Genomic DNA, 13015 nt, shown 5'->3' on the forward strand with positions numbered 1-13015 from the left:
ATTATTCTGACTTGTGCTCTACGAATTTAATCGGTTTAATTTTTTCTTGTATGTATTGGAAGATAGCGTAAAGTACTGGAATTACGAATACCCCAAGTATAGTACCAATCAATAGACCAAATGCTGCACCAGTACCGATAGATCTGTTACCCACATCTCCAACACCTTTAGCGAATACTAATGGCATCATACCTAAGATGAAGGCAAAAGAGGTCATTAAGATCGGTCTTAGACGAGCTTTAGCACCGTTGATTGCAGACTCTGCTATAGACTCTCCATGCTGACGTCTCTGTAAAGCGAACTCCACAATAAGAATAGCATTCTTAGCAAGAAGCCCGACCAGCATCACCAGGGCAATCTGGAAGTAAATATTGTTTTCTAATCCTGCATATTTCTGTGCGATGAACGCTCCCATGATACCAGTAGGTAATGATAAGATTACAGCTAGTGGTAATAAGTAACTTTCATACTGAGCAGATAATAAGAAGTAAACGAAAATAATACATAAAGCAAAGATCATCACAGTTTGGTTACCAGAGCTAATCTCCTCTCGAGATAGACCTGTAAAGTCAATACCGTAATCAGTGCTCAAGGTTTGAGCAGCTACTTCTTGTACCGCTTTAATTGCGTCTCCAGAACTGTATCCTGGTTTAGGAGCTCCTGTGATATTCGAAGATGTAAATAAGTTATAGCGGTTCACTGACTGTGGACCATATACTTTTTTCAAATCAACGAACTGAGTTACCGGAGTCATTTCTCCTGAAGCAGTTCTTACATAAATCTCGTTTAAGCTATTCTTGTCTGATCTGTACTCAGGTAAAGACTGCACCATTACACGGTATTGTTTACCAAAACGAGTAAAGTCAGCTGCATAGATACCTCCAATATACCCTTGAAGAGCAGAGAAAATATCACTTACTAGTACTCCTGATTCTTTAGCTCTAGGGATATTTAAGTCTAACTCGTATTGAGCATAGTTTGTATTAAATGATGACTGAGCATATAAGATTTCAGGACGTTGCATTAATGCTCCTAAGTATTCTTTTGATTTTTGGTCAAAGTCAGTAAGCGCACCTCCAGTTTTATCTAATAATTTCATCTCAAAACCTGAAGACATACCGAAACCTGGTATACTTGGCGGTTGGAAGAAAATCATTCTAGCATCTTGGAACTGTGTAGCAGCGATACCAAACAGTTTACCAATGATCGCATCAGTTGCTAACTCAGGTGTAGTTCTATCTTTAAAGTCGTCTAGCTTAATCATCGCCATACCGTAGTTAGAACCTTGTCCGTTGATGAATGAGAATCCTGATACGATAGTTACCCCTTCTACTCCTGGGATTTGCTGTACTACTTTAGAGAACTGTTGTTGTAAACTCGTTACACGGTCTTGAGAAGCACCAGCAGGTAACTCGATATTACCCATGATGAATCCACGGTCTTCGTTTGGTACGAATCCACTAGGCATTGTTTTAGCAGCATAATATGTAATACCTAAACACGCAAGTAAGATGGCAAACGTAGTCCATTTATGTTTTAATAAGAACTTAAATGAGTTACCATATTTGTGAGTTAATTTGTTGAATGCAACGTTGAATGCATCAAAGAAGCGTTGAACAAAGTTTCTTTTCTTTCCTTCTCCATGAGCTCCATGTTGAGTTAAGAACAGTGCACATAATGCAGGACTCAAGGTCAAGGCGTTAACAGCCGAAATTAAAATCGCAACAATAAGTGTAATACCGAACTGCTTATAGAATACTCCTGTAGGACCTGGAATAAAGGTTACAGGTATAAATACAGCAGACATTACTAATGTAATCGAGATAATAGCACCTGAAATCTCACTCATGGTGTTTAAACTCGCTTCTTTAGCATCTTGGCCTGTCTCTTCCATCTTCGCATGCACAGCCTCTACTACCACGATGGCATCATCCACCACAATACCGATGGCCAGTACAAGTGCAAACAGTGTTAACAAGTTAATTGAGAACCCGAATACACTTAAGAAAAAGAACGTACCTATAATTGCAACTGGTACAGCAATTAAAGGAATTAACGTAGAACGGAAATCCTGTAAGAAGATATATACCACTACGAATACTAGTAAGAATGCCTCTATAAGTGTGCTGATTACTTTACTAATAGATGCATCTAAGAATTCGTTCGTATCCATCAGTACTGTATAATTAATACCATCAGGGAACGAAGTCTTCATATTCTCAAGTTCAGTATGTAAGTTCTGAATAATCTCTTGAGCGTTAGAACCTGGTGTTTGGTAGATAGCCATAGCTACAGCAGGGTGTCCATTTTGTTCAGAACTACCTACATAAGACATTGCACCTAATTCTATCTTAGCGACATCTTTCAAGTATAGTACTTGTCCATTACCCAATGATTTTACTACGATATTTTCGTATTGGTCTTGCGTTTTATATTTACCACTATACTTAATTACATATTGGAATGCCTCAGCATTATTTTCACCTAACTGACCAGCAGCAGCCTCTAAACTCTGTTCGTTTAGGACTCTTACAACATCAGAAGGAACTAATCCATAAGCTTTCATCTTAGCAGGGTCAATCCAAATACGCATAGAGTAGTTACGAGAACCAAAAGCCTGTGCATCCCCAACACCACTTACACGTTTTAGTACAGGAATAACGTTAATATTCATGTAGTTTTGGATGTAAATAGCATCGTAGTTAGGGCTTGTCGAATAGAAAGACAAGAACATTAATGCACTTGTTTGTTGTTTCTGAGTAGTTACCCCTGAACGCGTTACCTCTGCTGGTAAAAGTGGTGTAGCACGTGCCACACGGTTTTGTACGTTTACTGCAGCGATATCCGGGTCAACTCCTTGTTTAAACACAACTTGAATACTAGCACTACCATCATTCGATGCTGTAGAGGTAATATAGTCCATGTTTTCAACCCCGTTCACCTGTTCTTCAATAGGAATAACAACAGATTGCATTACTGTCTCAGCATTGGCTCCAGGATATGAAGCAGCAATCTGTACAGTAGGCGGCGCAATATCTGGATATTGCGTAACTGGAAGTACTGTTAATCCCAGTACCCCTAGTATTACTATAAGTATAGAAATAACTGTAGATAATACAGGTCTTTCAATAAATGTTTTTAACATACTTTAGAATGTTGATTTGATGTCTTCGTTAATTTTTTCAAATTTCTCTGGTACTGGAGTTATAGGAGATCCACTGCGCAGTGTTCCTAAGCCTGTTCCAATGATTTTTTCTCCTTTTTTGACACCATCTTTTACGATTGCCAACTTGTTGATTCTATCGATTACTTCGATCTTAGTAGCCTTAGCTGTATCGTTTGCCACAGTATATACATATACCTGACCTTGTTGTTCGAATGTAGCTGATTCAGGAACTACTAATACATTAGTATATTCGTTAGGAAGTAATAAGGTACCACTATTACCATTAGCCAACAATCTGTTAGGGTTGTTAAAAGCAGCTCTTAACTGTACTGTACCCGTAGTTGGATTAATTTGACCTGAGATAGTTTCGATTTTACCAGGTTCTTCATACACTTGTCCATTAGCTAACTGTAATTTTACTGTAGGTAAGTGACTTAATTTCTCTTTTAAAGATTTACCTTCTATTTTTTCTAAGAAATCGAAGTATTCTTTTTCATTAAGTGTGAAATAAGCAAATACACTACTGTCATCTGATACTACAGTTAACGGTTGAGGGTCACTAGGGCTTACTAATGCCCCTTCACGGAAGTTAATTTGTCCTACAATACCATCGATAGGGCTTTTAACCACAGCGTAGTCAATATTAGCAACTATACTTTTGTGTTGTGCTTTAGCATTAGCTACTTGACTCTTTGCACTAGCTAAGTTAGCTTCAGCAGTTTCTAACTGGATTTTACTGATAATCCCTTTGTTTACCAGAGGTACTAATTTGTCAACGTTTACTTGAGCAACATTAACTTGAGCTTCAGCTGTTCTGATTGCTGCTTTAGCTGCATCAGCACTTTCGTTTAAAGTGTTCGTCTCAAGTCTAAATAGAGGTTGTCCTTTTCTAACGATTGCACCTTCGTCTACATAAACTTCTTGAATGTATCCAGCTATTTTAGCACGAACGCTACTAGCAACTTTCCCTTGGATATTAGTAGGGTAGTTTTTATAACCTGTTACATTTTGAGTAGGTACTTCGATTACTTTGTAAGGTAATGCCTGAGGTCCCCCTTGCTGTTGATCTTTATTTCCGCATGACGCTACAGTGATAGCGATTGCAGCGAAAGTGATCGATTGTAAATAACGTTTCATATAATTACTTAATTTGTACTTTTTAATTTTTCTATTGTATCTGCTAAATGACTTTTACTTTTTGCTAAATGATCTATATAAAGTTCTACTTTATTGTTGCAATTGTCTGTTTTTAAAACACCTTCATCAACGAATTTAAGCATTTTAAGACACAATGCATGCTCACGTTCTAATACATCTCTAATGATTTGTAATCTTAGAGTCATATAGTTAGGGTTCAATCTGAAGTATCTTTTTCTTTCATCAATCTTATTGAAATGCTCAATTTGGTTATTCGAAATCAATAGATTTAAACTTGTAGAGACAGAACTCTTACTTGCATTTAATCTTTCAACTAATTCATCAAAAGTCACGCCATCTCTGTTATTATTAAACATAATGTATGTATAAATCTGTGCAGTTAATGGTGAGAAGTGGTGCACCAGTTCATGGTGAGCGCAATAATCTTGGAATAAGTCTACTAAATTTTGGTCGTATTGCATTTTACTTTAATGTTTTGAGAGATGCAAATATACGGTTAGTTTTGTAATTACCGAACCAACCAAACTTAAAAGTTTCTTAATTATTTAGATGGCGTCTATATAAGATGTATTTTATAGTAGGAACATTTTTGCATCTATTTGATATTATGATAGAAAACATTTAATTGAAGAATTATTTAAAAAAAATCAACTAAAATGCTTGCATCAAAATTAAAAATAGCATTATATTTGCATCCACAAAAGCGGAAGTAGCTCAGTTGGTAGAGCTCCAGCCTTCCAAGCTGGTTGTCGCGAGTTCGAGCCTCGTCTTCCGCTCTACAAACCTGATGTAGGTTTTAAAATAACATCGTCTGCGGAAGTAGCTCAGTTGGTAGAGCTCCAGCCTTCCAAGCTGGTTGTCGCGAGTTCGAGCCTCGTCTTCCGCTCTATAAACCTGATGTAGGTTTTAAAATAGCATCATCTGCGGAAGTAGCTCAGTTGGTAGAGCTCCAGCCTTCCAAGCTGGTTGTCGCGAGTTCGAGCCTCGTCTTCCGCTCTACAAACCTGATGTAGGTTTTAAAATAACATCATCTGCGGAAGTAGCTCAGTTGGTAGAGCTCCAGCCTTCCAAGCTGGTTGTCGCGAGTTCGAGCCTCGTCTTCCGCTCTATAAAAAAAGCCCTAACATTTGTTAGGGCTTTTTTTGTTTAGTTAAGATGGCTTAAGTCTGTATTAGTTTTTACTTCATAAGCTTCTTTATTTTGCTCAAATATTCTAGCGTCTAATTCACCTTTTAGAGTGATTCGGTCACCTTTTACTTCTAACCAACTACCTTCTCTAAGCCCTACTACAGGTTGTGTATTAAAAGCGTGGAACTCATTGATACGTGTTTCTCTAGTTTCTCCCATATGAGTCGAACCTTCGATAGGGTCTAGGTAATGAGGATTTAGATTAAAGGGTACGAAACCAAATGTCTTGAATGAAGGAGGATATACGATAGGCATATCATTAGTCGTTTCCATTGTTAGTCCACAGATATTACTTCCCGCACTACATCCTAGATAAGGAGTTCCGTTGTTTACAACATCTATTACCGCATTCAGTACATTGTTTTTATAGAGTTGTTGTACCAATAAGAAGGTGTTTCCTCCTCCTGTGAAGATTCCCTCTGCTTGTTGTAAAGCTTCTACTGGGTTAGTGTACTCATGTATTCCTTTGACATCAATATTGATAGTAGCAAAAGCGGTTCTTACTTTTTCTGTATATTGATCATGCGTGATGCCTCCTGGTCTTGCATAAGGAATAAACAATAGTGTTGATATGTTCTTAAAATGTTCTTTTAATGTCGGTAATAAGTACTCTAGATAAGTTCCATTATATATGGTAGAAGTACTCGCAATAATTAGATTTTTCATGTGGATAAATAATTTTTGTAAAAATAAGTCGTTTAAATAGAACATTTGCCTTTTCACCTGCAAATGTTCACCTAACTATAAAACACTATCATGAACCTAACTCAAAAACTCTTGAGTATAATACTGCTTTTTGTAAGTAGTATTCACCTTGCTCAGGACTCCCCATCCGTTCTTAATGGAAAAATAGTGACTAGAGACGGAAACTTTGAAGGAATAGTGATTCTAAATTCTTCAAAGGACATTTCTGTATTATCTGATGATAAGGGGTACTTCTCTATTCGCAGTCATATTAATGATACGATAAGATTTATCAGTCCTAATCATACAGAGTATCAGTATGTAGTTAACGAATTTGATATCAAGCGCAGTCCTGTACTATTTCCATTAGAACCGTTATACAGCATCAATAGACTTGACGAGATTGTCATCACGAAGATAGATAGTGATGCACTAGGCTTTACAGATAAATATACGAAGAGGTACACACCTGCAGAACGCAAACTCAGAACTGCTAAAACAGGTGGAGGAATGATACCAATAGATCCCTTTGTAAATATGCTGTCAGGGAGAATGAGTATGCTTAAGAAGAACCTTGCTTATGAGAAGACAGACCACAGAGTAGATAAGCTGATAGAAGTGGTTACTAACGAACGATTAGTTGATTACTATCAAATACCTTTAGATTATGTGGAGGGTTTTGCGTATTATGCAGTAGAAAAAACAGAAATAAAAGAGTTACTCAATGTAGGAATGGTTAATGTCAATGAATTAGAAAGAGAGCTTACACCAGTGGTATTTGAATTTCTAGAAATGATTAAGAATAAGAAGGAAGAAGAAATATGATATGTGTACAAGGTCATATTTAGTATAATATAAAGAAGGCTGTCAAGGCAGAGTATTGTCTTCCAATAAATAGAAGTATTGTAATGAATATAATTCAGAAGTTATTGACTTTATTAATCTTGTTAACTGGGATAGGTCACGGTTTGGCTCAAGAACAGGGAGGGATGATAAGTGGTAAGCTAGTCACTCGTGGAGGTGATTTAGATGGGACTGTGGTCACTAATATCAATAGAAGCAAAACGACATTAGCGGATAAGAAAGGTTATTTTGATATATATGGAGAACCACAAGATACTATACGATTTAGTAGTGTATATCATATGGAATATACTTATGTCATAGCAGAAGCAGATATAAAGGGAGGTGTGCTCTTATTTCCCTTAGAACCCTTGCCTGATTTAAGTACGAGATTAAACGAGATTCTAATCACTAAAGTAGATGCAGGAGGACAAGGATTTACAAATAAATATACGAAAAGATATACTCCTGCAGAACGAAAGCTCAGAACAGCTACTACAGGAATATTAGATCCACTGGTGAATTTATTATCTGGTAGGACTGCCATGCTTAAGAAGAATCTAGCATATGAGAGGGAGGACTTCAGAGTAAGTAAGTTGTTAAACACGATAGATGAAGAAAGGTTAGTAGAGTATTATAAGATACCTCCTGATTATGTAGAGAGCTTTGCGTACTATGCTGTGTCTAGAGAAGAGATAAGAGATATCGTAAATGCTACGATAATTGATACTAAATTCTTAGAAAGAATGATAGCTCCAATTGTATTAGATTTTCTAGAAATGGTCAAAACGAAGACAAAATAACCTATTATAGCTTACTTATACTTCTTCCTAGTCTTGTAGTATTTGCTTGTTCTAGAAGAATAGAGGAGGTGTAACTTCTCTTCTTTTGATCACCTCTGAGTTATTAGAGATTTAAATAGATCGGGGGGCATTGAGGTAATAGAGATAGATGGGTGTGGTTAGATGGAAGTTTTATTGAATACTTATTTTGAGTTTTAGGAATGTTAGCAGAGTTTATCAATGCTTTGCTTGCTTAGAAGTGAACACTTTATAAACTAGTATATGAAGAATATAAAATACATTGCCATTATAGTAACTCTTCTTTTGGGAGAATTTGTATTAGCTCAAGAAGGATTAAAGACATTAAATGGAAAAATTCTTTTTAGAGATGGCGATAGAGATGAAGTGTTGGTTCTTAATGCTTCTAAAGGAACTTCTGTATTTTCAGATGATAAGGGATACTTCAGTCTGCAGGGGGAAGCGAATGATACTTTGAGATTCGTTAGTTTATCATACCTATTACATGTGTATATGATTACTGAAGTAGATTTAAACAGAGACCTTGTTCTGTTTTCTTTAGAAAGAAATACTATAGGAGAGGTATTGGACGAAATAGTTGTTACGAAAAAGAATAAGTCTCCATACCCTAAATATACTTATAAGTCTAAAGGGCCTAGTCCTATGGAACGACAGCTAGCTTATGCTACTTCTGGTCTTATCGCACCTTTAATCAATATGCTCAACGGTAGAACTAAGATGCTTAAGAAAGCGCTGGTCTATGAGCGTGCCGGGTTTAGAGCAGATAAATTTTTAGACTACGTAAGTGATGAGCTATTGGTTGATAAATATAAGATACCTTATGACTACGTAGAGAGTTTTGCTCTTTATGCAGTGAACGATGAGAAGGTAAAAGAAGCACTAGAGGTAACACCTGTAGATATGACTTACCTAGAGACAGTGATTGCTCCTGTAGCAGTCGACTTCTTAGAAGTGATTAAGGACAGACCTTTTAAAGAATTAGAACAACAAGTACCGGGGCAGAGCGATTAAATAAGTGATTTATCTAGTTATAGGTCGTTATTTAAACAGGATCAGTTATAGTGTTTATAAGCACATTGTTTTATTTAACATAAGTTTGCGAGGGTAAAATTTGTGTATCCTATAGAATGGAATATTTTTACAATTATAATTAAGGAATGATGAGAATATTTGTAGCCTTTCTATTAATATTGAACTTTTCTGTTGTTTTCGCGCAAGAAAGAAAGATGATAGATGGTAAGATTGTATCTAGAACGAAGAGATTAGATGGGGTATATGTAGCGAATATTAATACTGGAGAGTCTACGATGACTGCTCCTGGAGGATATTTTAAACTGAAGGCACAGGAGAATGATACGATTATGTTTTCAGGACCTGTTTTTCTAGGATATAGACATCAGTTAGATGATATAGATTTAAAGAGAGATATTATTTTAATACCACTAGAGCCTAACTCACTCTATTATGAATTAGACGAAATAGTGATCACGAAGATCACTTCAGAATCTCTAGGGCTAATCCCTAAAGGGACTAAGATACGTACACCAGCTGAGCGTAAGTTATATACCGCTACTACAGGAAGTGGACTGATTTCTGTAGATGCGATAGTGAATATGATTTCAGGACGTACTAAGATGCTGAAGAAAGCATTAGCTTATGAAAGACAAGAAGGACGAAAAGATAAGTTCTTAATGTATATTAGCCCAGAAAAGCTGACTAAAGATTACAGCATTCCTAAAGATTATGTTTACGGGTTTGCCTATTATGTAGCTACAGATGAGTTAATGTCTTCTATTCTGAACACGAATATAGTAGACGAAAAGAAAGTCGCTAGTAGGGCTGGAGAACTTGCCTTAGAGTTTATAGAGCTGATCCAGGAGAAGTTAGATCTAGAAGTGAAGCAGACTAAGATAGAATAGTTTAACAAATGGTTTTAGATAAAATCTATGTGAGAATTTAATAAACTTCGTAGATTTGTAACCTTATAAATAGAAAAACGAATATTTATGTTTGGAATCGGAGGGGGTGAAATATTTTTCATCATTATTATAATTTTAATGTTGTTTGGTTCTGATAAGGTTCCAGAGATGGCACGTACCTTTGGTAAGTTTATGGCTCAGTTAAAGAATGCAACAAACGATATCAAACACGAAATCAATAAAAGCGCAGAAGAGTCTGGTATTAAAAAAGATATAACAGAGACTTTCGATATAGATATTAATCCTATGAAGGATATTCAGAATGAAGTAGAGAAGCAGAAAGAGGACATTGAGAATATTACAGGGCCAATAAAAAGACAACTTTAATGTTAGAAACAATTGTGCAGTGGGATAAGGAACTAATGCTGTTCTTAAACAACTTAGGTACTCCTACATTTGACCCATTTTGGTTATTTATCACGAAGCAGTTTAACTGGCTTCCGTTTTACCTCTTATTACTTTACCTAGTATATAAGAAAGTATCCCTAAAGACACTGGGTATTATCCTGTTGTTCATAGCAGGGCTTATCGCCTTTACAGATCAGTCTACTAATCTAGTCAAAAGTACAGTAGGTCGCCCTAGACCGTGTAGTACAGAGGATATTAAAGCGATGCTTAGAGTAGTGAAGTGCAGTAGTTCACTGAGTTTCTTCTCAGGACATGCCTCTAACTCTACTGCGACGATGCTGTTCTTATTCTTAATATTGAGAAGATATTATAAGTACGCGTTTTTAGTATTTATATTCCCACTCGTATTTGCATATAGTAGAATCTACTTGTCATTGCATTTCCCTACAGACATTTTCGTAGGAATGTGTGCAGGAATTATCTCAGGAACATTATTCTACCAAGGATTTAAATGGGTAGAAAAGAAATATAAGTTAGTTTAACTAACACTAAAAAAAGGCTTAGAATCTATATTTTAAGCCTTTTTTGTTATCGTACTCTTGATACTGTTAGTCCATCTCTTATCGGTAATAGTATCGTCTCTACACGAGGATCTTCTTTTAGTAATTTATTATACTGATCGATCTCTATAGTAGCTCTATCATTCCATTTGATATCTTCTACTACCTTACCAGACCATAGGACATTATCAGATAGGATGATTCCTCCCTTATTCATCTTCTCGATGATGAGGTGAAAGTAGTTTGTGTAATTCTTTTTATCTGCATCTAAGAACACTAGGTCGAACTTCTTATCTAAAGTAGGGATAATGTCTAATGCACTACCTAAGTGCTGAGTGATCTGATGCCCATAGTCAGACATATCGAAGTATTTTCGTTGAAAGTCTACTAACTCTTCGTTTACATCTATTGTATCGATAGTACCATCAGCTCTCAGCCCTTCTGCTAGTGATAGTGTAGCATATCCGGTGAATGTACCTACCTCTAATATGTGCTGAGGGTTAACTAGCTTAGAGATCATACTCAAAAAACGACCTTGGAAGTGACCACTCAGCATTCTAGGCTGTAGTACTTTTTGGTACGTTTCTTTATCTAGTTTGGCTAATAACTCAGGCTCATTTTCTGAGTGTCTTGCCGCATAATCCTCTAACTCTGGTGATATAAAATGCATAATCGAAATTCAAGTAATAATTAAAGGCACAAATATAATCCTAGATTGAACGTTGACCAAATACTCCTGTAGTTTTATGATTATTAGTCTATTTAGAGTTTGCTTAGACCGTAAATAGCGATATATACTGTAGATCTACTGTATAGATGGTTCGGATAGAGAATTAGTACAGTTCGCAAAAACACCTCTTAACCCTAGTATTTACTTGGTATTTCCGAACACTATCCGAACAGAAATTACATTAATAAACAGGAAGTGTTGATGTAGAGTGGATTATGCTCTATGTAGAACTTCATAATAGGTCAAAAAGGTAATTAATAGCCAAATACTCCAAATAGAGTCATCGTGATGTGATCATATTAAAAGGTGTTATTAAAAATAACTGCTAGAGAAGTGATTTATTTTTCTAAATTTATAGGAACCAATTATTTAAACTATTATGAAGGTATTAAAGAAAGTTCTGAAGTGGCTAGTGATTTTGATAGCGCTAGTTGTGGCACTGATGTATATATTTAAAGTGGATTACCTCTTTACGGCGGTGCGTACCATATACTTTAATGGATATAAGACAGCATTCTTAGATGATTATAAATATTTTCCGACTAGGGAGATTAAGAATGATGTAGGGCAGCCGTGGGCATTCACGAAGGATTATAATACGATAAAAGCGAGTGACAACTTAGAGAATACGCATAAAGAACTGGAGTCTATAGCTTATTTAGTCATCAAGAATGATAGTATCTTCTATGAGGCTTATTATGACGGGTATGGAAAGGACTCTTATACTAACTCTTTCTCGATGGCTAAGAGTATCGTATCTGCAGCCTTAGGTAAGGCATTACAGAGGGGTGAGATCAAGAGCTTAGATCAGAAGGTAATAGAGTTTTTACCAGAGTTAAAAGGGAAGTATAAAGACGAAGTGACTGTAGGAGACCTGTCTTCTATGGCGTCAGGATTAGATTGGGATGAGGCATATTACAGTCCGTTCTCAGTGGTGACGAGAGCTTATTTTGATAAAGATTTGAGAAATGTAATGCTAGGCTTAGAGATAAAGGATAAGCCTGGACAAGAGTTTATTTATAAAAGTGGAGATACAGAGCTATTGACGATGGTGTTAGAGAAAGCTACTGGTAAGTATATGACGGATTATATATCAGAACATTTCTGGAAGCCTATGGGAGCAGAGAATCCAGCGTTATGGCAGATAGATCATGAAGGGGATGGTGTAGAGAAGTCATACTGTTGTTTTACGAGTAATGCACGTGATTTTGCTAGATTTGGTAAGTTGTATAAAGACGGGGGATTGTGGAACGGTGATATGATATTAGATAGTACGTTTATTAAAAAGTCAGTTACTCCACGTTTTAAAGATGCGCCTGAGTATGGCTATGGTTGGTGGTTAGTGAATCACAATGGACAAGATTTCTTCTATATGCGAGGTCATTTAGGACAGTTCGTGATCGTGTCTCCTAAGGATAATGTGATCATTGTGCGTCTAGGACACTTAAAGGGATTACAGACAGAGGAAGATCCTCATAGTAACGATCTGTATACTTATATCGATGAGGCTTATAATATGTTGAACCAAAGGAAATAAG

Annotated in this window: 12 protein-coding genes and 4 tRNA genes; 11 read left to right on the forward strand and 5 right to left on the reverse strand. The window is 36.3% G+C overall.

Going from position 1 to position 13015, the window contains the following annotated elements:
* Position 1 precedes the first annotated feature (1 nt).
* From MODO_RS06630 to MODO_RS06640, 3 genes are read right to left on the reverse strand one after another with little or no spacing between them, the layout of a single operon-like run.
* On the reverse strand, positions 2–3145 hold the full coding sequence (locus MODO_RS06630; RefSeq protein ID WP_006259723.1) for an efflux RND transporter permease subunit: 3144 nt from the start codon (positions 3143–3145) through the stop codon (positions 2–4).
* Positions 3146–3148: 3 nt separating this feature from the next.
* Positions 3149–4303, reverse strand: a complete 1155-nt coding sequence (locus MODO_RS06635; protein WP_006259722.1) for an efflux RND transporter periplasmic adaptor subunit — start codon at positions 4301–4303, stop codon at positions 3149–3151.
* Positions 4304–4311: 8 nt separating this feature from the next.
* Entirely contained in the window at positions 4312–4785 is a 474-nt protein-coding gene (locus tag MODO_RS06640) for a GbsR/MarR family transcriptional regulator (RefSeq protein WP_006262267.1), read from the reverse strand.
* Positions 4786–5027: 242 nt separating this feature from the next.
* On the opposite strand from MODO_RS06640, the gene MODO_RS06645 reads away from it, so the two are divergent.
* From MODO_RS06645 to MODO_RS06660, 4 genes are all read left to right on the forward strand, one after another.
* Positions 5028–5100: transfer RNA gene (locus MODO_RS06645), tRNA-Gly, on the forward strand.
* Between the two features lie 37 nt (positions 5101–5137).
* Positions 5138–5210 (forward strand) — tRNA-Gly (locus tag MODO_RS06650).
* A 37-nt stretch (positions 5211–5247) separates the two neighbouring features.
* A tRNA-Gly gene (locus tag MODO_RS06655) sits at positions 5248–5320 on the forward strand.
* Positions 5321–5357: 37 nt separating this feature from the next.
* Positions 5358–5430 (forward strand) — tRNA-Gly (locus MODO_RS06660).
* Between the two features lie 40 nt (positions 5431–5470).
* Here the strand turns inward: MODO_RS06660 and pepE are convergent.
* Positions 5471–6223 carry a dipeptidase PepE gene (pepE, locus tag MODO_RS06665; protein WP_006259720.1) on the reverse strand — a complete coding sequence of 251 codons (753 nt, stop codon included), beginning with the start codon at positions 6221–6223 and terminating at the stop codon, positions 5471–5473.
* A 66-nt stretch (positions 6224–6289) separates the two neighbouring features.
* Here pepE and MODO_RS06670 point away from each other — a divergent pair, with 66 nt between their 5' ends.
* The 6 genes from MODO_RS06670 to MODO_RS06695 all read left to right on the forward strand — a co-directional run bounded on the left by MODO_RS06670 (position 6290) and on the right by MODO_RS06695 (position 10729).
* Complete coding sequence (locus MODO_RS06670; RefSeq protein WP_225581467.1) at positions 6290–7021, forward strand: hypothetical protein; 732 nt, start codon at positions 6290–6292, stop codon at positions 7019–7021.
* Between the two features lie 83 nt (positions 7022–7104).
* A complete protein-coding gene (locus MODO_RS06675; protein ID WP_006259718.1) occupies positions 7105–7842 on the forward strand; it encodes a hypothetical protein in 738 nt (245 codons plus the stop codon).
* Positions 7843–8103: 261 nt separating this feature from the next.
* Entirely contained in the window at positions 8104–8871 is a 768-nt protein-coding gene (locus MODO_RS06680; protein WP_006259716.1) for a hypothetical protein, read from the forward strand.
* Positions 8872–9017: 146 nt separating this feature from the next.
* Entirely contained in the window at positions 9018–9779 is a 762-nt protein-coding gene (locus tag MODO_RS06685) for a hypothetical protein (RefSeq protein WP_230486180.1), read from the forward strand.
* 87 nt (positions 9780–9866) lie between these two features.
* Positions 9867–10166 carry a Sec-independent protein translocase subunit TatA/TatB gene (locus MODO_RS06690; RefSeq protein ID WP_006259714.1) on the forward strand — a complete coding sequence of 100 codons (300 nt, stop codon included), beginning with the start codon at positions 9867–9869 and terminating at the stop codon, positions 10164–10166.
* Complete coding sequence (locus tag MODO_RS06695) at positions 10166–10729, forward strand: phosphatase PAP2 family protein (RefSeq protein WP_006259713.1); 564 nt, start codon at positions 10166–10168, stop codon at positions 10727–10729. Before MODO_RS06690 ends, MODO_RS06695 begins: the two co-directional genes overlap by 1 nt.
* Before the next feature lie 46 nt (positions 10730–10775).
* On the opposite strand, the gene MODO_RS06700 is transcribed toward MODO_RS06695, so the two are convergent.
* Positions 10776–11417: an O-methyltransferase gene (locus MODO_RS06700; protein WP_006259712.1), complete on the reverse strand. Its 642-nt coding sequence runs from the start codon at positions 11415–11417 to the stop codon at positions 10776–10778.
* A gap of 439 nt (positions 11418–11856) precedes the next feature.
* On the opposite strand from MODO_RS06700, the gene MODO_RS06705 reads away from it, so the two are divergent.
* Positions 11857–13014: a serine hydrolase domain-containing protein gene (locus MODO_RS06705; RefSeq protein WP_006259711.1), complete on the forward strand. Its 1158-nt coding sequence runs from the start codon at positions 11857–11859 to the stop codon at positions 13012–13014.
* Position 13015 lies beyond the last annotated feature (1 nt).

The sequence above is a fragment of the Myroides odoratimimus genome, assembly GCF_001485415.1.
Taxonomy (GTDB): Bacteria; Bacteroidota; Bacteroidia; order Flavobacteriales; family Flavobacteriaceae; genus Flavobacterium; species Flavobacterium odoratimimum.

Excerpts from the sequence above, each read along its gene's own strand:
- MODO_RS06705 (WP_006259711.1), top strand. The coding sequence starts at position 11,857 with ATGAAGGTATTAAAGAAAGTTCTGAAGTGGCTAGTGATTTTGATAGCG.
- pepE (WP_006259720.1), bottom strand. The coding sequence starts at position 6,223 with ATGTTCTATTTAAACGACTTATTTTTACAAAAATTATTTATCCACATG.
- MODO_RS06675 (WP_006259718.1), top strand. The coding sequence starts at position 7,105 with ATGAATATAATTCAGAAGTTATTGACTTTATTAATCTTGTTAACTGGG.
- MODO_RS06640 (WP_006262267.1), bottom strand. The coding sequence starts at position 4,785 with ATGCAATACGACCAAAATTTAGTAGACTTATTCCAAGATTATTGCGCT.
- MODO_RS06695 (WP_006259713.1), top strand. The coding sequence starts at position 10,166 with ATGTTAGAAACAATTGTGCAGTGGGATAAGGAACTAATGCTGTTCTTA.
- MODO_RS06630 (WP_006259723.1), bottom strand. The coding sequence starts at position 3,145 with ATGTTAAAAACATTTATTGAAAGACCTGTATTATCTACAGTTATTTCT.
- MODO_RS06685 (WP_230486180.1), top strand. The coding sequence starts at position 9,018 with ATGATGAGAATATTTGTAGCCTTTCTATTAATATTGAACTTTTCTGTT.
- MODO_RS06700 (WP_006259712.1), bottom strand. The coding sequence starts at position 11,417 with ATGCATTTTATATCACCAGAGTTAGAGGATTATGCGGCAAGACACTCA.
- MODO_RS06635 (WP_006259722.1), bottom strand. The coding sequence starts at position 4,303 with ATGAAACGTTATTTACAATCGATCACTTTCGCTGCAATCGCTATCACT.
- MODO_RS06690 (WP_006259714.1), top strand. The coding sequence starts at position 9,867 with ATGTTTGGAATCGGAGGGGGTGAAATATTTTTCATCATTATTATAATT.
- MODO_RS06680 (WP_006259716.1), top strand. The coding sequence starts at position 8,104 with ATGAAGAATATAAAATACATTGCCATTATAGTAACTCTTCTTTTGGGA.